The sequence below is a fragment of the Tolypothrix bouteillei VB521301 genome (assembly GCF_000760695.4).
Classification (GTDB): Bacteria; Cyanobacteriota; Cyanobacteriia; order Cyanobacteriales; family Nostocaceae; genus Scytonema; species Scytonema bouteillei_A.
In genome coordinates this window covers 3860132-3878640 of sequence record NZ_JHEG04000001.1, presented here as the reverse complement: position 1 = coordinate 3878640, position 18509 = coordinate 3860132, and the positions used below count along the sequence as shown (strand labels likewise).

General features: G+C 41.5%; 13 protein-coding genes. 7 read left to right on the top strand and 6 right to left on the bottom strand.

What is annotated here, in order from left to right; translation table 11 throughout:
- Window positions 1–260 precede the first annotated feature (260 nt).
- Window positions 261–1466, top strand: a complete 1206-nt coding sequence (locus HC643_RS15370; RefSeq protein ID WP_050045816.1) for an HlyD family efflux transporter periplasmic adaptor subunit — start codon at window positions 261–263, stop codon at window positions 1464–1466.
- A gap of 6 nt (window positions 1467–1472) precedes the next feature.
- On the top strand, window positions 1473–2714 hold the full coding sequence (devC, locus tag HC643_RS15365) for an ABC transporter permease DevC (protein ID WP_038077373.1): 1242 nt from the start codon (window positions 1473–1475) through the stop codon (window positions 2712–2714).
- A 66-nt stretch (window positions 2715–2780) separates the two neighbouring features.
- Here the strand turns inward: devC and HC643_RS15360 are convergent, their stop codons facing one another.
- Window positions 2781–3878, bottom strand: a complete 1098-nt coding sequence (locus HC643_RS15360; RefSeq protein ID WP_038077370.1) for a glycosyltransferase family 4 protein — start codon at window positions 3876–3878, stop codon at window positions 2781–2783.
- Window positions 3879–4692: 814 nt separating this feature from the next.
- Between HC643_RS15360 and HC643_RS15355 the strand changes: the two genes are divergently transcribed.
- Both HC643_RS15355 and HC643_RS15350 read left to right on the top strand, forming a co-directional pair.
- The gene (locus HC643_RS15355; protein ID WP_038077369.1) at window positions 4693–5370 is read left to right on the top strand and encodes a DevA family ABC transporter ATP-binding protein; all 678 of its coding nucleotides are present in this window, start codon (window positions 4693–4695) and stop codon (window positions 5368–5370) included.
- Window positions 5371–5513: 143 nt separating this feature from the next.
- Complete coding sequence (locus HC643_RS15350; protein ID WP_038079843.1) at window positions 5514–6401, top strand: YihY/virulence factor BrkB family protein; 888 nt, start codon at window positions 5514–5516, stop codon at window positions 6399–6401.
- Window positions 6402–6557: 156 nt separating this feature from the next.
- Here the strand turns inward: HC643_RS15350 and HC643_RS15345 are convergent, their stop codons facing one another.
- Complete coding sequence (locus HC643_RS15345) at window positions 6558–7229, bottom strand: thioredoxin family protein (RefSeq protein ID WP_038079835.1); 672 nt, start codon at window positions 7227–7229, stop codon at window positions 6558–6560.
- A 97-nt stretch (window positions 7230–7326) separates the two neighbouring features.
- Window positions 7327–9450: a protein-disulfide reductase DsbD family protein gene (locus HC643_RS15340; protein ID WP_050045815.1), complete on the bottom strand. Its 2124-nt coding sequence runs from the start codon at window positions 9448–9450 to the stop codon at window positions 7327–7329.
- A 281-nt stretch (window positions 9451–9731) separates the two neighbouring features.
- Here HC643_RS15340 and HC643_RS15335 point away from each other — a divergent pair, with 281 nt between their 5' ends.
- A complete protein-coding gene (locus tag HC643_RS15335; protein ID WP_167844694.1) occupies window positions 9732–12731 on the top strand; it encodes a bifunctional diguanylate cyclase/phosphodiesterase in 3000 nt (999 codons plus the stop codon).
- 79 nt (window positions 12732–12810) lie between these two features.
- Here HC643_RS15335 and rpsU read toward each other — a convergent pair whose 3' ends face one another.
- Together rpsU and HC643_RS15325 are read right to left on the bottom strand one after the other, a co-directional pair.
- The gene (gene rpsU / locus HC643_RS15330) at window positions 12811–13005 is read right to left on the bottom strand and encodes a 30S ribosomal protein S21 (protein ID WP_038086529.1); all 195 of its coding nucleotides are present in this window, start codon (window positions 13003–13005) and stop codon (window positions 12811–12813) included.
- A 122-nt stretch (window positions 13006–13127) separates the two neighbouring features.
- Entirely contained in the window at window positions 13128–13442 is a 315-nt protein-coding gene (locus HC643_RS15325) for an RNA recognition motif domain-containing protein (RefSeq protein ID WP_038086527.1), read from the bottom strand.
- A gap of 250 nt (window positions 13443–13692) precedes the next feature.
- Between HC643_RS15325 and HC643_RS15320 the strand changes: the two genes are divergently transcribed.
- Window positions 13693–14538: a lysophospholipid acyltransferase family protein gene (locus HC643_RS15320; RefSeq protein ID WP_038086525.1), complete on the top strand. Its 846-nt coding sequence runs from the start codon at window positions 13693–13695 to the stop codon at window positions 14536–14538.
- A gap of 18 nt (window positions 14539–14556) precedes the next feature.
- Here HC643_RS15320 and HC643_RS15315 read toward each other — a convergent pair whose 3' ends face one another.
- Window positions 14557–17424 carry an ATP-dependent DNA ligase gene (locus HC643_RS15315; RefSeq protein ID WP_050045813.1) on the bottom strand — a complete coding sequence of 956 codons (2868 nt, stop codon included), beginning with the start codon at window positions 17422–17424 and terminating at the stop codon, window positions 14557–14559.
- A 243-nt stretch (window positions 17425–17667) separates the two neighbouring features.
- Between HC643_RS15315 and HC643_RS15310 the strand changes: the two genes are divergently transcribed.
- The gene (locus tag HC643_RS15310) at window positions 17668–18225 is read left to right on the top strand and encodes a GNAT family N-acetyltransferase (RefSeq protein WP_038086522.1); all 558 of its coding nucleotides are present in this window, start codon (window positions 17668–17670) and stop codon (window positions 18223–18225) included.
- Window positions 18226–18509: the final 284 nt, after the last annotated feature.

Genomic DNA, 18509 nt, shown 5'->3' with positions numbered 1-18509 from the left:
ACAGCAGATTGTAAGTAACTGAGGCACATCTGTTGTAAAGGCGCAAGGCATTGCGCTCCTACTTATGTACTTCATTTACCTCAAAAAAGCTGTATTATTACCTGTAATATAAATGTTCTAAATCATCCGTGAAGAGTTAGATCCCCAACTTCTTTAAGAAGTCGGGGATCTGGAAGATTTCTATCTCATTACTTTAGTCATTAATAATTGTTTTATTACTTAAGGTATATTATAACCAAACAAAAAACGCTGTTGTTACTATGAGTGAGCCTCGCTATAGACATTCCCAAAGCCTATATTTGGGTATTCAGCAGTATAGCGCTTATATTGCCATTCTCAGTTGTTTGGGCTTGTGTACCGCTTCTAGTACTCTTAAAGCTCAGGAGAATACTCCTCCAAAAACTCCTGCAACCATCTCTTATGTTCCCACTCGGGTAGTTGCTTTAGGAAAATTGATACCAGAGGGGGATGTTATTAAAATTTCAGTAGCAAATGCTCAAGACAGCCGCATTAACCAAATATTTATCAAGGATGGTGACTTTGTTAAAGCAAATCAGGTGATCGCCACTCTTCAGGGAAGAGATAGAGTCAAGCAACAACTTAAGGATGCTCAAGCCAATGTCATACTCAAGCGAACGCAATTGCTCAAAATTCAGCAAGGAGACTCCAAGCAGGGCGAAATCGTAGCTCAACGCGCAGTCATTGCAGAATTAGAAGCCCGTATCCGAAATGAAACCAAGCAGAAGGAAGCGGCGATCGCCCAAGTAGAGGCGACCCTTCGCAATGCTAAGCTGAAATACGAACGGAACTTTGCTTTATCTAATGAAGGTGCTATCAGTCGAGCTGACTTTGATAATGCACGAGAGGAGTTTGAAAAAGCTCAAGCCACTCTTTTACAAAGTAAAGCAGACTTAGAAAATACCATAATGACTTTACAAGCACAACGAGAAAAGGAACAAGCAAATTTAAAAAAATTGCAGGAAGTCCGCCCAATTGATGTTGAAATTGCCAAAGCTGAGTTAGCGCAAGCCCTGATTCAAGTGGAACAGCGTAAAGCTGAATTAGACAATACGTTAGTTAGAGTTCCCATCGCAGGACAAATCTTAAGAATCAATACTCGTGTTGGCGAACAGGTGAATATCCAAGAAGGAATTGCACTACTTGGAAGGACAAATCAAATGTATGTCCTAGCAGAGGTATACGAAACAGATATTGCTAGAGTTCAGTTGGGACATCAAGCAACAATTACAAGTGAATACGGCGGTTTTCAAGGCGAACTCAAAGGAACAGTCGATCGCATTGGGTTGCAAATTGGCAAAACTCGCCTCAACCAAGACCAAACTAATCCTACAACAGATATCAATGCTCGTGTCGTAGAAGTCAAAATCCGACTTAACCGAGAAGATAGCCCTAAAGTCGCCGCCTTAACAGGTATGCAAGTTAGAGTCAAACTTAATACAAAATAACACGTAATGAAACTTCCCCGTCTTCAATCCATAGGAAAAAACTTTGACTTCGAGACACCTCTGGCTTGGGCGCAATTATCTCATCAAAAAATTCGCCTTGCTGTTGCAACGACAGGCGTTTGCTTCGCCAATATTTTGATGTTTACCCAGCTAGGACTCCTAGCAATGCTAACAGATGGAACAACAAAAATTCATGAAAGCTTGACAGGAGATTTATTATTAATTTCATCATTTAGCCCAAGTTTATTCTTTAGAATATCCTTTCCCCGTGCTTACCTTTATCAAGCCGCAGCAGTCGATGGTGTTGTCTCTGCAAGTCCAGTCTATATAGGGAGAGGAAATTGGGTAAATCCCAATCAGTTATCTTCTCCACAAGATGATTCTGGCAAACCCAAAAGCAGAGAAACACGTATGTTTGGCAATGAAGTGAGAATCATTGCCTTTAATCCAGCCCAACCATCAGTGTTGAATATACCAGAAGTAAACCAACAGATAGCAAAATTAGTTGTTCCCGATGCTGTCTTGTTCGATCGCCTATCTCAATCATCTCTTGGGGACATTCCAAAACGGCTAGAAAAAAGCGAAGAGGTAGCAACTCTCATGGACAATCGCCGCACTTTTGCCGTTGGACTCTTTAGTATGGGCAGTACTATTAGTGATAAAGGTAATGTGATCATGAGTGATTGGAATTATGCCCAGCGTTTCGGAGACGATAGCCTCAAACAAATTAGGATTGGGGTTCTAATTTTAGAGAAGGGAGCAGATATTAAAACAGTGCAAGAAAGATTGCGCGATCGCCTTCCTGATGATGTTGCTGTACTGACTCGTGACGAATTGATTCAAAGAGAAAGGCAATTTCATGAATCGCAGCCGGAGGGAATTATTTTAAAGTTTGGAACTATTGTAGGTTTTGTGGTTGGAGTTATCATTTTATATCAAGTTTTATATGCTGATATTAACGACCATTTATCAGAATATGCTACCCTTAAAGCCATGGGGTATACAGATAGATGGCTTCTCCTGGTTGTGCTTCAAGAAGCCATTATTCTTGGTTTTATGGGGTTTATTCCCGGCTTCATTTCCTCAGTAGGAATCTATCAATTATTAGCAACACTGACGAGAATTCCTTTAACAATGAAAGTCAGTGTTGCCTTGCAAGTTTTTATTTTAACCTTAGTAATGTGTTCTATTTCTGGAGCAATTGCCACAGGTAAACTTCGTTCTGCCGATCCAGCAGATGTGTTTTAACCATCTCCGCTTACAGCCATTTTCAGTAAATAAACCACAGTCTCAGAGGCGCAAGGTATTGCACTCCTATAAACTGGGTAAACTCATGGCGGGAGCAGGCAATTTTAACTCGTGCAAATGTCGGTTTTGAACAAACCGTGAAGCTAAAACTTGATGATACGCAGCCTCATAGCCATCTGTCATGCTTTGAACGTTAAAGCGGTTTTCAACATAGGTACGGCATGCGTTACGGTCTATCTCTGCAACTTTGCCTACAGCTTGAACGCATTCCTCTAAATTATTGCACAAAAAGCCTGTTTGCTCGTGGGCAATGACCTCTGGCATAGATCCCATGCTCATTGCAATGACGGGTGTCCCTGCTACCATTGATTCGATGGTAACCAAACCAAATGGCTCGCGCCAGGTAATGGGAAATAGAGTTGCGATCGCACGACCCATGAGTTCGTTTTTTTGATTGTGGTTTGCTTCGCCTAAATACTGAATTTGCTTTCCATCAATCAGAGGCTGAACTTCTCTTTCAAAAAACTCTTTATTAAACTCGTCTACTTTACCCGCCATCTTCAATGGTAAACCTACCTGTTTCGCAATAGCAATTGCGAGATGCGGTCCTTTTTCTGGTGACATTCGACCTAGAAAAGCCAGATAAGGCGGGCTATCCGGAACGGGATAAAATTTATGGCTGTTAACATCAATAGCATTGTAAACCGTCGCAGCGTAATTGAGCCCCAAGCTTGATTCTCGTTGGGCATTGGAAATACTAACGTATGGTTGAGAACGTGCGTGTTGAAATAGCTTTTCGTTATCAGGTGTGAAAATACCGTGTAATGTGTGTATTGTAGGCGTTTTTACTAAATTTGCATAAGTCAATGAAGCGTAGCCCATGTGAGAGTGAATGATGTCGAACTCCTCTGCTTGCTCGTATACCCAACTCAGTTGCAGGGACTCATAAACGCTGTATTCTTTTACCGTTGGGTCGAGTCGTATAGCGATGGGATGAACGGATTTTAATTTAGCAAGAGTCAGGGAATCTCCTGATGCAAATAGTGTGACTTCATGTCCGCGCCGAACCAGTTCATCAGTCAGTAACCCCACCACTAACTCAATCCCTCCGTAAGCTGGAGGTGGAACTCTTTCCCATAAGGGGGCGACTTGAGCAATCCGCATAATCAAACTCCCTAAACGCAAGCAGATATTTAAAAAGAAATTTTACCGAACAAAAGCTTTCTCACACAGCAAGAATAGCTTGATAAGTCAGTACAAGATTTCACAAGTTCATTGGAGAGATCGCTTCCACATCTTGAGATTAGACAATCGAGCGATCGGGAATTTATGAAATTTCGTAAAATTAAGTAAATCTTGAATGTTGTATATGAACTTTATTTTTTTTTAGATATCCTTATCTACTGCTAAAAGAAATATAATCTCCAATCCCCAAGCAGTAAATTATTTTAGGTAGGTATTCCTTAAAGATTATTCCTTTAGGTAAGACGATGTTTGTAAAGTCTACCATTGTATCAAGATCCCCCTCGCCCCCCTTTGAAAGGCTACGGTGATGTACAGATCTCTAGAAAAGACATGAAACATCGTGAAAAGGGAGGAATTAGAATCAATTTCCCCCCTTGTTAAGGGGGGTTAGGGGGGATCGAAACTGCTAGAAGGCATTTTAGGAGACTGGTGTACACTACCGTAGCTTGGCAAAGGGGGAAATGCTCTTAAAGTCCCCCTTTCCAAGGGGGATTTAGGGGAATCTAAAGTGTTGGCGGAGGTAGCCAACACTTTTAAAACATCCTCCGAGCACAATCAAATTTTCCTGTAGCAATCCTAAATGTTTTGTGAGAAGATATGCAGAAATGGTTTCTGCTCTTGATGTCAAATTTCATTCAGCCACAGCAAATAGAATTCGCTCTAGGAAGTGTAAGTTTCTTAAATAATAGGTAGTAGTTAGCGTTACCAATTCAAAGTCGAAAATCCAAGTGGTATGGAACCAACTGTAGCTGCTTTAAATCTGAATTACGCTTTTGGCCAAGGGGCTTTGCGTAAACTCGTGCTGAGTGATGTGAACTTGAATATTTACCCAGGAGAGATTGTCATCCTCACCGGACCTTCAGGAAGTGGTAAGACGACACTACTCTCTCTTACAGGAGGATTGCGTAGCGTACAAGAAGGGAGCTTGCAAGTCTTAGGTCAAGAATTACGGGGTATTAGTAAAAGACAGCTCACAAAAGTCCGCAACAACATTGGTTTTATCTTCCAACACCACAATTTGCTCAAATGTCTCACCGCCTACGGTAATGTTCGTATGTCCCTCAAACTGCATCCTGAAATTCCAAGAAGGGAGTACCGAGAAAAATCAGTGGCAACACTGCAAGCTGTGGGCTTGGGTGATAAAGTGGATGCATACCCGGCTAATTTGTCAGGAGGACAACAACAACGGGTTGCGATCGCACGTGCGTTAGTTGCTCAACCTAAATTATTGCTTGCAGACGAACCCACTGCATCACTAGATAGCAAAACAGGACGGGATGTTGTTGATATTATTCAACGCCTAGCAAAAGAAGAGGGCTGTTCCGTTCTCCTCGTAACTCACGACAACCGCATTCTAGACATTGCCGATCGCGTTGTTCGCATGGAAGATGGTAAGATACAGCAGCAGTAGGGAGTAGAGAATGGGGAAGAAAACTGCCTTTTGGCTTTTCCTAAAGATAAATTCTCAAAGATAATATTTACGCTCACCAACTTGATAGTGGATAAATGAGACAGAATTCAAGATAGAAAGTTGAGCTTGAAAGATCTGATACAATGCTATCCACTCGCTTTTTTCGTTTCTTTAGCCATCTTAACTGGAAAACACTCAGACAGGTCGTTGTGGAAACTGGCAAACAACGATTGTTAGGTTTATCAGCAGAAATGGCTTACAACAACGTATTGGCGTTGTTTCCCAGTCTTGTGGCAATTTTAGCTGCAATTGGGATGTTCGCAATTTCTCAAGAAACAGTAGACTTTTTACCGCGCCAATTCCTCAGCATTGCACCCGAACCAGTCTTGATCTTAATTGAAGAATTTATTAGTACAATCAGACTCCCCCAAGGCGAAAAAGTAGTTTTTATAAGTTGTGGAGCTGCACTCTGGGTTGCGTCTGGTGCTATCAACACAGCTATGGGTGCTTTAGACCAAATTTATCAGATACCAATCAAGCAGCGACGCCCTTTTTGGTTGGCTAAAATTATCGCTCTCGGTCTGACCTTTGGTACGATTTCCTTAGTCATATCTGCCTCATTTCTGGCATTTATCAGCGATTTGCTCATTAAGCTTGCTCTGGAAATGGGTAAAATTCCAGCAGATAGTATTCTGTCAGCTTGGAAATTTTTTGGTTGGATTTTAACACTTGCAATGCTAGCTATTGCCTTTAGTGTAGTCTACCGATTTGGCCCCAGTCGATGGCGAAGAGGAACCCCTCTGCTACCAGGAGCAATTATCGGTGCCTTGCTATGGGAAACTGTTTCTAGATTATTTCGCCTTTATATCAATCATTTCAGCGATTACAACCTTACATATGGAACCCTAAGTGCAGGAATTGTGTTACTTCTTTGGCTCAATTTAAGTTCTTTATGTATGCTCCTTGGAGCACAGTTAAATGTAACTGTTGGCAAAGCTATGAATGCGGAGGATGGGCGTAAAAGTTTTTGATAAAAACTTGAAGTCGTTCGTTTCCAAGGTCGATCTGGAAACGCAGTATGCGAGGCTCAGTCTGGCGTGGCAAGATGAATACAGAAGACTCCACCTCCAAAGAAGGGATTCTTAGGCGGAGCCACCTGAACGAGGAGAAAGAAGTCGGGTATATAATTAACTACCGTATTTTACAGAACAACCATAGGGCTGAGTAGTAGAATTAGCTACAGCCTTGCCTTGTAAAACACTATTGACAGCATCCGATATATAATTTTTTGATGATTTAATATCAGCAGTATTAGTACTGGGCTTGTCATCGATCGCCCCCGCATATTGCAAAACCCCTTTACTATCTATGACAAACATATGAGGTGTAGTCCGGGCTTGATAGAGACGCCCAATTTGACCGCTCGGATCTAAAAGTACAGCTGTAGGATTGGCGTTGCGACTCTTCGTCAGTTGATTGGCTTCTTGTGGAGTTACATATCCTTGTTGTCCTCGAGCTGACGAGATAATAGATAACCAAACGACACCTTTAGTAGTAGCAGCTTTTTGAAGTTGCTGCATATTATTGCTCTCATAGTGCTTGCGAACAAAAGGACATTGGTGATTTGTCCATTCCAACACAACAGTTTTCCCTTTAAAGTCGCTCAGTTTGTGACTCTTGCCATTACTATCAGTTGCGGTAAACTCTGGTGCAGGTGAACCCACACGCACGGGCGTTGCTGCTGTAGCCGCATTCTCTAGAACACTAGAGGTCTTCTGACTCACAGTGGGAGAATTTTCGCAACCTGTCAACACCAGAGTAAAAACAAAGAAGCTCGCTGTAATGAGTTGGGTTTTCATGTTAGTTGTTAGTTGTTAGTTGTTTAAAACTTATTAGCAATTAGCCATTAGCAATTAGCAATTAGCAATTAGCAATTAGCCATTAGCCATTAGCCATCTACAAACTTTTTACCTTTTCCTGTACTTGTTGTGGAGAGAGAATTTGAGGTAAAATTTGCGGTGTATCAGAATTAGCAGAGTATAATAAGTATAGAGGTACACCACTTCTTCCGAAAGCTGCTAGGGCTTGAGTTATTTCAGTGTCGCGGTTTGTCCAATCGGCTTTGAGAAGAGCGACATTTTTTTCTTGGAAAGCAGCGATCGTATCAGATTGATTGAGGGCGACACGTTCATTAACCAAACAAGTGATACACCAAGCTGCAGAAAAGTTGACAAAGACTGGTTTCCCAGATTGGCGTAACTCAGCTAGTTTTTGAGCATTATAAGGTTGCCAATTGAGTCCGTTGGAAGTGGCTTGTTGAGTATTAGAGTTAGCAGCGTTAGGAGCTATGCTACTTGGTAATTGTGCCAAAGTTAGGGCAAATCCCAATACTATGAATGCTGCAATACTGGCAAAGCGTCGCGTCCAACCAGCTATCATATAAGTTTTTTGATGCAACCAAGCTGCAAAACCTATAAGTACCAACCCAAACAAGGCTGCAGCTAAACCAGTGCTTCCTGTTTGCTGCGCTAACACCCAAACCAACCAAGCTGTTGCAGCATACATTGGAAAGGCAAGAAATTGAGCAAATGTCTCCATCCATGCACCGGGTTTGGGTAAAACTTTTTGCAAACCGGGAAGAAAACCGATCAGCAGGTAAGGAAACGCTAAACCCAAACCCAACAACAGAAAAATACTTATGGCGATTGCTGGTGTCTGTGTGAGTGCGACTCCAATCGCTGTCGCCATGAATGGTGCTGTACAAGGTGTCGCGACGACTGTTGCAAAAACTCCTGTAAAAAATTCACCCCATAAACCATTACGTGCTGCTAAACCTTGTCCCACACCCATTAAGGAAGCACCAAAGATAAACACCCCGGACAAACTTAAGCCGACAGCAAACATTAAATACGCCAACAAAGTCACAAAGACGGGTGATTGTAGCTGAAATCCCCAACCAATTTGCTGTCCCAAACTACGCAGTACGATCAGCATTGTAGCTAGAGCTGTAAAACTTATGAGTACACCTGCTGTAAATACCAGTCCCCTCAGGCGAACTTCTTGTTTGCTGAAGTTTGATTTTTGAACAACGTTTAATGCTTTCAGTGATAGTACGGGGAAAACACAAGGCATGAGGTTGAGAGCAAATCCACCAAGTAATGCCAACCCTAAAACCTTCCACAACTGTGGAGAAGCAGCTTGTGGATTGGCTGCTGTTTCTAGTTGGGTTGCAATACGGCTTGAGCCGTTAACCCAAGGGCTTATCGCAAATGCTTGATTGGCAATTTGTCCATCTAAAACTTCTTGCAGAACAAGAACACCACTGACTTGTTTGACATCACTGCGATTTCCTCTTTCCAATTGGACAGTTAAGCCATCTTTATCGAAACTCGCTTTTTGAGGGGCTGCATTGCTGATGATACCATCTTCATTGGGGAAAAATGCCACTTCCTTAATCTGATTTGCTTGCAATTGCCGTGCATTCACCCTGAGAGTCAAAGTTTCCCCATTGATACGAGCAGTACTTTGCCATGGAGAGTCTTGCGGTAGAGCAGCTCGCGTTTTCTCAAAAACCTTTGTCCACTTGGTGTTAGGAACAGGTGTGTCTTTCGCTATTTCTAAATTAAGATTCAGTGTTGCATTTTCTGGAATACACTCTTGTTCGCACACCAACCAGTCGGCTTTAGCACTGAGTTGAATCGGTTTATTAGTATTGATATTGGATGGGGTCGCAATTTGGCTTAACAGCATGACCTCATTTTTATAGCCAAAATTCATCAACCCACTTGTTGGTAATCTTTCAGGATAGGGATACAACAGTTCTCCTGCTGAAAATCCTGATGGTAATGTCCAAGCAATACTGGGTGCTGCGCCCGAGTCGCCTGGGTTTTTCCAATAAGTATGCCATCCTTGCTGGATTTGGAAATGCAATCCCACCCAAAACGTTTGCCCTGGTTTGATGCTATTGACTTCACTTACCAATTGTGCTTGTATGTGTTCGGTTTTCACCGGATTTGCCCAAGCACTTAAAGGTAGAAGGGTGAAGAAACTAAGGATGAGCGTAACGATCGCCATTAACATGGTTTGTCATACCTAGTATGTAAAATCATTAGCTCGCAGTTGCACTATCTGACCTTCAGCGTACAAGAGCGGCGAACGCGTTAGTGCAACTACAAACCTATTAAATTAATGGGGGTTTCAAACAAAATTAGAATCGTTCTTACTTAGAAGTTTAGTAGATAATTATGACAAGATAATGACAATCAGTAAATTTTTTAAAGATGCATACTTAAAATAAGAATTTTTAAAATTGCCCGCCAATCACACAGCGGAATTTATGGCTTATATTTTTTACTAAGTTTATGAGAATACCGCTCCGTATAGTTTTGATAGTTCCTTTTGTACTGCAAATCTTTGCCTCTGTAGGACTCACAGCATTCTTATCCTTAAAAAACGGACAAAAAGCTGTTGATGAGGTGGCTCTTTATTTGAGAAATGAACTAGTCAATCGGATTCATCAATATATTACAAATTACATGGAGCAACCCCAACTTGTCACTCAAATTAACACAAATGCGATTCGTGTTGGTCAGTTAAATTTGAGAGATGCCAAAAGTTTAGAACGTCATTTTTGGTATCAAATGCTCTCGTTTAAATCCCTCAGTCCCATCGCGTTTGGAAGCGCCCAAGGAGACATTTACGCGGTAGATCGTTTGAAAGATGGTTCGCTGGTCATCAGAATCAAAAACCAATCAACGGGTGGTAAGTACCATACATACACTACCGATCGCCAGGGGAATCGCGCTCAGTTAGTTCAAGTTAGCAAAACCTTCGATCCCCGCACGCGTCCTTGGTACGTAAAAGCTGTGAAAGCAGGTAAAATGACTTGGACTGATATTTACCCGTATTTTTCTTCATCGGGTCTGGCTATTAGTGCTACTCAACCTCTCTACGACCGGAATGGAAAGTTACTAAGTGTTACAAATGCTACCTTATCTTTAGCTCAATTAAGTCAATTTTTGCAGGGTGTAAAAGTTGGACGTTCGGGAAAGACGTTTATTATCGAGCGTTCTGGAAACTTGGTAGCCAGTTCAAGCAATGAAAAACTTTTTATACTCGATCGCCACGAAAGACAGGAGAAGCGCAAACGCCTAACAGCCCAACAGAGCAGCGATCGCATCACTCGCATGACAGCACGGTATTTGAAATCTAAATTTAATAACTTTCATAACATTCGTTTTACCCAGCAGCTCGACTTTAAAATTGATGGTAAACGACAATTCATACAGCTTTTTCCATTTACGGACAACTACGGACTAGATTGGGTTATTGTGGTAGTGGTTCCAGAAGCCGACTTTATGGAACATATCGAAGCAAATACACGAACCACTCTTTTGCTGTGTTTGGGAACGTTAATAGTGACTACAGTGACAGGTGCGATCGCCTCTCATTGGATTACCCAACCCATTACCCGCTTGAGCGAGGCTTCCAAGGAAATTGCTCGGGGAAAATTAGACCAGACTGTTACAGTAGAGGGTATTCAAGAATTAAGAGTGCTTGCTCAAGCTCACAACCAAATGGCTACTCAAATACAAGAGTCGTTTGCTGAACTATTAAAGACTAACAAGCAACTAGAAACTGAAATTACCGAACGCAAGCAGGTAGAGGAAGCTTTACGTTTGAGCGAACGACGATTCCGGTTAGCAATCGACCATATTCCCCATCCATTCGTTATTTATGATGCCGAATGTCGATTGCAGTTTGTCAATGCTTTTGGTGTGAACCGCAGTGGTTATTCTGAAGAAGCACTTATTGGTCATACAGATGAAGAACTCTTTCCATATGAAGTTACAAGTACCTATTTACCTCTGCTTCAAAAAACTGTAGAAACACACACCGTACAAACTGGTGAGTGCAAGATTAACTTACCAAATGGACCTTTTACCATAATCGTTACTTATATTCCCTTGTTAAATGAAGATGGAAAAATTTATCAAATTCTAGGTCACACTTATGACATTACCGAACGCAAAAGGGTAGAGGAGCAATTATCGCATAACGCATTTCACGATACACTGACAGGTTTACCAAACCGAGCGTTATTTATGGAGCGCTTAAAACACGCACTTGAGATAGTGAAAAGGCAAGAAAACTATTTATTTGCCGTGCTATTTATCGATCTAGATCGATTTAAAGTCATTAATGACAGTCTTGGTCATGTTATGGGAGACCAGTTCCTACGGGTTATTGCTAGCAGGCTGGAGGTATGTCTGCGTCCCACGGATACTTGTGCAAGATTTGGAGGAGATGAATTTACAATTTTACTCGAGCAAATCCAAGACGTATCAGACGCTATCAAAGTCGCCGAACGGATTCAACAGGAACTGGCATTACCTATTGAGCTTGAAGGACAAGAAGTATTCGCGACGGCAAGTATTGGCATCGCTTTAAGTTCAATAGTAGACTACAACCAACCAGAAGACCTTCTCAGAGATGCCGATACAGCAATGTACCAAGCTAAGGCACTGGGCAAAGCACGCTACGAGCTATTCAATTCAGATATGTATGCTGATGCTCTCGCTAGATTGCAGTTAGAAACCGATCTGCGCCGTGCAATTGAACGTCAAGAATTTCGAGTTTATTATCAACCAATTGTATCGCTCTCAAGTGGTTCTATTTTAGGTTTTGAAGCTCTACTGCGCTGGCAACACCCAGAACGTGGTTTGCTTAATCCGGTAGATTTTATTCCTTTAGCAGAAGAAACAGGACTAATTATTGAGATGGGTTACTGGACACTCCATGAAGCGTGTCACCAAATGCAAGCTTGGCAACTGAGCGAACCTCCTAACGTGCTGGAGAAAATTATTGTTAATCTTTCTATTAAACAATTTTCTCAATCAAATTTGACTCAACAGATTCAGCAAATTCTACACTCAACTGGTCTTAACCCTGGGAGTTTAATTGTAGAGGTTACGGAAAGTGTCATTATGGAAAACGGCGATGAAACTATTGCAACTCTCTGTCAACTTCGAGAGTTGGGTGTTAAAATATCAATGGATGACTTTGGTACAGGTCATTCTTCCTTAAGTCGTCTTTACAGTTTTCCAATTAATGTTTTGAAGATTGACAAATCTTTTGTTAGTCCCAAGAATATCGATCGCAGAAACTTAGAAATTACTGAAATTATTGTCACCTTGGCACACAAATTGGGTCTCAAAGTAACCGCCGAAGGTGTGGAGACGAAAGAACAACTGGCTTTTGTGAGACAGTTAAACTGTGAAGATGCTCAAGGCTACTTTTTCTCCAAACCATTGAATAGCTTAGATGCCACAGCAATAATTAAGGCAAATCCTCAATGGTGAGGTTTTGACCGTTTCCATAAAATTTTTTGTTTGGCAAGAGAGAGAGGAAGTTAATACTTCTCTCATCCCCAATCGTTAATTAAGCACGAGTGCGTCTCTTATACCGCTTGGATCTTGCAACTGCTTGAGCTTTACGCTTATTTTTTTCCAAGGGCGTTTCAAAGTGACGATTTTTCTTCAAATCTGGAAGAATCCCTGCTTTGGAAACTTCGCGCTTAAATCGGCGTAAAGCTGACTCAATCCCTTCATTTTCGCCCACAATAATTTGGGTCATTCTCTGCTCCTAATGCGTTTTGGATCGTGGAAAGCAATGTAAAGTCTACTAAGGATAAAAAAGGGCAGACTCTTTGCCCGCCCAAGTGACCTTAGAGTTTAACAGACTTGGGTCTCAAATCTCTAGTAGCGGCGAGAGTATCCTCCGCCACCATTATTTCCCCGTCTACCACCACCACCAAAAGATCCTCTATCTTCTTTGGGCTTGGCTTTGTTAACCTTTAGATTGCGACCCATCCACTCAGCCCCATCTAGGGACTCAATTGCAGCAGCTTCTTCTGCCTCTGTTCCCATTTCCACAAATGCGAAACCACGAACGCGACCTGTTTCCCTGTCTGTAGGTAATTGAACGTTCTTCACTGTTCCATACTCAGCAAAAACTTGTCTGAGGTCATCTTGTTCTACCTCATAGGATAAGTTACCAACATAAATCGACATTAGACTATCTCCAGAATCAGAAGGTGTAGAGATTTTAGATTCGGAGATACGCTTGCCATAAAATAAAAAACAAGGTGCATAACCGAATAGAACCCTAGAAACATAGGATAGCATAACCTTACAAGTAATTTCCTCAACAATTGTGAAATTTATCAAAAATTACTTAAGTACCAATCGTGTAAAATCGAGCAATTGTAAATCTTAAACAAGCAAATATAATATGTTGCGTACCTCTAGCTCCTGTTAACTTATGGCTCATCAAGAAAATTCACCTTTACCTGGTTGGTCTCTAGATAAGCGAGAAGAGCAATTTATTGAGTCATTAATGCCAGTGTGGGAATGGTTTTATCGGTATTACTTCCGCGTGAAAACCGATGGTTGGCATCATATTCCCTTACAAGAAAAGGTATTGCTAGTAGGTTCCCACAATGGTGGAATGGCTTCTCCCGATTTACATATGATGGCGTATGATTGGTTCGGTCGATTTGGAACTCAACGGTTGGTGTATGGTTTAATGCACTCATATGCTTGGAAAATCAGCCCTTACACTTCCCATTTAGCCGCAAAAGCTGGGGCAATTATAGCGCATCCTAAAATGGCTAGCGCTGCCTTGGACAGAAATGCCAGTGTTTTGGTTTATCCGGGAGGACAGTATGATATGTTTCGTCCTCACTCTCAGCGATATAAAATTAACTTTGCCAATAATAAAGGTTTTATTAAACTTGCTTTACAAAAAGAAGTTCCTATTATTCCCGTTATATCTGTAGGTGCTCATGATACTTTGATTATTTTGGGCGATTTCTATCCCGTAGCACAGCAGTTACACCAATGGGGATTACCATGGTTGTTGGATATAGACCCAAAAGTATTTCCCATATACCTGGGTTTGCCTTGGGGTTTATCTGTTGGACCTTTACCTAATTTTCCTTTACCCGTACAAATTCATACTCGTATCTGTCCGCCAATAATATTTGAGAAATATGGCAAAGACGCTGCTAAGGATCGCAATTATGTGGCTGAATGTTATGATTTAGTATACACCCAAATGCAGCAAGACTTGGATCGTTTGGTGAATGATGTACGGATGGAGAAATAGCCATCTTTGTCAAACCTGTCAATCTGATTTCACAAGCTCAAACTGTTTAAATCCAAGTTTAGCTAATAACTCATGCCAACGCTCGACGGGCAAACTTCCTCCTGAAGCAAAGTCATGTCCGTGACCGTAATTGCCTTCACCTTCTGACAATCCAATATTGCGTAAAAAGTCCAGCACGTTGATTTCAGAATCAGTTCTGACGCTAAAATTGACTCGTCCGGGAATGTATCCTGAATTTGCAACTATAACAATGTACTTTGGCAAACGCGAGCGCCAGCTTTGAGCAATTAATGGATGAATCTGACAAGGTGAGTTAATTTGCAGCAAAGCGACATTTCCTGCAAACATAGGTGCAGCTTTTCTCGCTTCATCCATTGCAGCTTTTACTTCTGCTCTTGCAGAACGCAGTTGCTCAACTTCTGATGTATTGGAGTTAAATATATCGCGTGGTGAATTGTGAGTCAGCAAAACCCTAGCCGCAACTTCTGGGTTGTATTGAGATGCTCGTCGAACTGCATTAATTAAGGCAGTTACCTCTTTAAGATACTTAGCAGTATACTTACTTTTAGCAACTCCCAACATTTCAAAAGGAGCTTTTTCCCCCAAATCGCTGACAGTTCCAATAGCAGCAATCCAGTCTAAATCCGATACATCTACAATACCTTTGCACAATTCCCAAACAATGAGTGAAGTATTGGGAATGGGTTCCCAAGTATAAGCACTGATGAGAGTATCACCTGGCGGTACTCCTTCTGGACGATGGTGGTCAATAAAGCAAGTAGGAATACCGGGAATCACTGGTTCCGATTGACTACCAAGGTCAAGTACAAATAAAGAATTAGGTGCAGCATCTTGCACTTCTTGACGATTAGCACTCGTCCACGCGTTACGTTCTCTGTCTGGAATGACTCGTGTCACATTTCCAAAACCAGCTTTTGACAGCGCCAACTGTAACACTACACCAGCTGCAATCCCATCCGCATCTGAATCATGAAGTATGACTTGGCGTTGCTGTGAGTTCATGCGTTCAACAAAAGCCTGGAAAGCATCACGCGCTGTTTCTAGAGTTGGTGTCGTAGAGAAACTCAAAGATGGGGAAGTCATTGGTTTTGTTGTTTCCTCTGCTTCCTTGTCTTGTGGAGAAACTGAGATGATTTGAGCCAAACGCTTTACTGTTTCCAGGGTATCAATTTCTTCAACGGGCTTATCGTTTCTGATTCTAAGAATGCGGGGAAACCGCAGGGCGTAACCGCTATTGTGTCTATCTGATGGTTGTACCCGGTCAAAAGTGATTTCCAAAACAATTTTTGGTTCCACCACACACACCCTACCATGCTCTAACTCTCGTAAAGTATGAGCGCGAAACCAATTGCTAAGTTCGGTCACTTCTGCATCGGTTAGCCCTGAGTATGCTTTACCTACATTTAAAAGTGTTGGATCGTCTTCGCTTTTACGTACTGCAAAGGTAAAGTCAGAGAGGAAGCGGCTTCTTTTTCCCGTACCAACTTCTGCTGCTGTAACAACGACATCTAGGGTTGCGATCGCACGTTTAACCTTGAGCCACTCGCGTCCCCGACGACCTGGTTTATAAGTGGAATTGAGGTCTTTTACCATCAATCCCTCATTTCCCCGTTTGCGAGCTGCTGTAAATTCTTCATCTAAGTTAGAAATATCAGCAAACCGTTTGTCAATTCCCAACCGTATTCTTTCGTTATTTAAATGTAAAGATTCAAGAATTGTGCGACGAGTCTCAAAAGGTTCGTTAATTAATACGCGTTCTTCATACAAGACATCATAGGCAACAAATGCAACAGGTACAGCATTGAGTAACTCTTCTGAAACTTTTTTGCGTCCCAATCGCTTTTGCAGTTCTTGAAATGGTAATATTTCTTCTCCATGAATTGGGACAATTTCACCATCTAAAATTAACCCGCTTGCTTCATCGGTTTTTGATTTTACCTCTATTAAACTAGCAAGCGGATTGATGAGATCGGGAAAGCTGGGGGTAATTTCGTCAAGGGTGCGTGAGAAGATGGCAATACGTTTATTATTGCACACTGTACCGTGTAAAATCTCTTGGTCTTCTAAAGCTGGTGCAATATGAACTTGAGCGCGAATCCCGTCATATTTGTCTTCAACAGCAAAACCAACTGGCATTTGCTTTGTAACTTCTGTTAAATCTGTAACGGGACTAGCCAGCATAAATTTGATGGGATGAAAGAGCCGCATTTTTGCTTGGTCAAGTTGTCCGTTCCGAGCAAGTACTGCTGTTTCACCTATGTCACCCGTTAACATATTGACCCATTGGATTTTCTGAATGGGGAGTTTAAAAAGACGGGCGATCGCATCTTCAACCGCACCTTCTTTTAATCCAATCCTTAAATCGCCTGCTAAGAGTTTGACGATATATTTTGCTTCTAGAGGTGTTGCTAGTTTGAGTAAATCTGTCAATAGAGAGATTTTGCGTTTTGTTCCTGTTGCGATCGCAAGTTGTTCGAGTTTTTCTGATAACTTTAACAGGCTCAGAGAAGGCTGATTTTCTACTTGGTGAGGGAAAACCTCAAAAGCTACGTCACCGGGGTCACCTTTTTTAACTATCTTCTCTTGGATTTCCGATTTTTCCATCCCACTGACAGTTGCGATCGCCGTTAACAAAGCTGCTCCCCCTATATTAACAGTACGTTGGTCGCGTAATGGAAAGAGGTAACCAGAAAAGTAACGAGCAGCCAGGATTAAATCGCGATCGCATAATTTTGTAAAGTAATCGCCCAGCAATGCTGCTTTTTCAGTACGCTTTGAAGTGGCAGCGATCCTTTCCGCGACTTCAGCAAAAAGGATTAGCTCCCCCGCTTCTATAGTTGGACTGTTATTAGGACTTTCGGACACGGCAAATCTGAATCACGCCAGTCTTATTATAAGAATTATTACAATTTTAGTTCATCTGTCTAAAAGAGTAGACAACATTGATTTAGCAGTCCTAAATGAAATATAAAAATAAGAGTGAAGACTGCTAATAGCTAATTGCTTTTTGACCATTAGCTATTAGCCATTAGCAATTAGCAATCTAAATTTTTTAAAAATGATTTAGAATTGCTCTAGAAGAAATTAAGACAAACAATCCAAGGAGAGATGGCAAATCTAATTTCTGCCTTCCAAAATTTCCCCAGAATTGAAACCAAGAATTTAATTTTAAGAGAGACAAAACTAGCAGATGCAGAAGAGGTTTTTCAGATTTTTGCAAGTGATGATGTCACTAAATATCATGATGTAGAAACAGCTACTCATGTGGAGCAAGCCCAGTTTCTGATTGAGAGACGAGCGCAGCGATTTCAAAACAAACAGGCAATTCGTTGGGGAATTGCCAGAAAAGAAGATAATATCATTATTGGCTCCTGTGGTTACGGCATTAAAAATCGCTTTCAGGTAGAAATAGGTTATGAACTGGCGAGAGAGCATTGGAGAAAGGGCATTATGACAGAAGCTCTTGGGGCAATAATAAAGTGGGGGTTTCAAGAGTTGGATATTAATAGAATTGAAGCCATGGTATTAGTCGAAAATATTGCTTCTATTAAGTTGTTAGAAAAGTTGGGATTTCTGCAAGAAGGATTGTTGAGAGAGTACGGGTTTTGGAAAGGAAAATTTCACGACCTCAAGTTATTTTCTCTACTAAGAAAAGACTGTGGGTAAATTTGTAGAAACAGCGATCGCTGCATGAGTATAGTTCTCCCCTTTTTTAAGCTACGGTGTCCACAGATCTCTAGAAAAGATATGAAACACCTGGATAACAGGAAGTTGATTCCAATTTCCCCCCTTTTTTAAGGGGGGTTAGGGGGGATCGAAACCGCAATGAATGCACTATATAAGAGTTGTGTACACGGGGTCTGCAACACGTGAAATCCCCAAAATACCGTTAAGCTCGCGTAAGTCGTGAAGTAGTAATATTAAGATTTTCTAATACGGCTTCCCCAACC

Coding starts and splice junctions, on each gene's coding strand:
- HC643_RS15370 (WP_050045816.1), top strand. CDS start 261: ATGAGTGAGCCTCGCTATAGACATTCCCAAAGCCTATATTTGGGTATT.
- devC (WP_038077373.1), top strand. CDS start 1,473: ATGAAACTTCCCCGTCTTCAATCCATAGGAAAAAACTTTGACTTCGAG.
- HC643_RS15360 (WP_038077370.1), bottom strand. CDS start 3,878: ATGCGGATTGCTCAAGTCGCCCCCTTATGGGAAAGAGTTCCACCTCCA.
- HC643_RS15355 (WP_038077369.1), top strand. CDS start 4,693: ATGGAACCAACTGTAGCTGCTTTAAATCTGAATTACGCTTTTGGCCAA.
- HC643_RS15350 (WP_038079843.1), top strand. CDS start 5,514: ATGCTATCCACTCGCTTTTTTCGTTTCTTTAGCCATCTTAACTGGAAA.
- HC643_RS15345 (WP_038079835.1), bottom strand. CDS start 7,229: ATGAAAACCCAACTCATTACAGCGAGCTTCTTTGTTTTTACTCTGGTG.
- HC643_RS15340 (WP_050045815.1), bottom strand. CDS start 9,450: ATGTTAATGGCGATCGTTACGCTCATCCTTAGTTTCTTCACCCTTCTA.
- HC643_RS15335 (WP_167844694.1), top strand. CDS start 9,732: ATGAGAATACCGCTCCGTATAGTTTTGATAGTTCCTTTTGTACTGCAA.
- rpsU (WP_038086529.1), bottom strand. CDS start 13,005: ATGACCCAAATTATTGTGGGCGAAAATGAAGGGATTGAGTCAGCTTTA.
- HC643_RS15325 (WP_038086527.1), bottom strand. CDS start 13,442: ATGTCGATTTATGTTGGTAACTTATCCTATGAGGTAGAACAAGATGAC.
- HC643_RS15320 (WP_038086525.1), top strand. CDS start 13,693: ATGGCTCATCAAGAAAATTCACCTTTACCTGGTTGGTCTCTAGATAAG.
- HC643_RS15310 (WP_038086522.1), top strand. CDS start 17,668: ATGGCAAATCTAATTTCTGCCTTCCAAAATTTCCCCAGAATTGAAACC.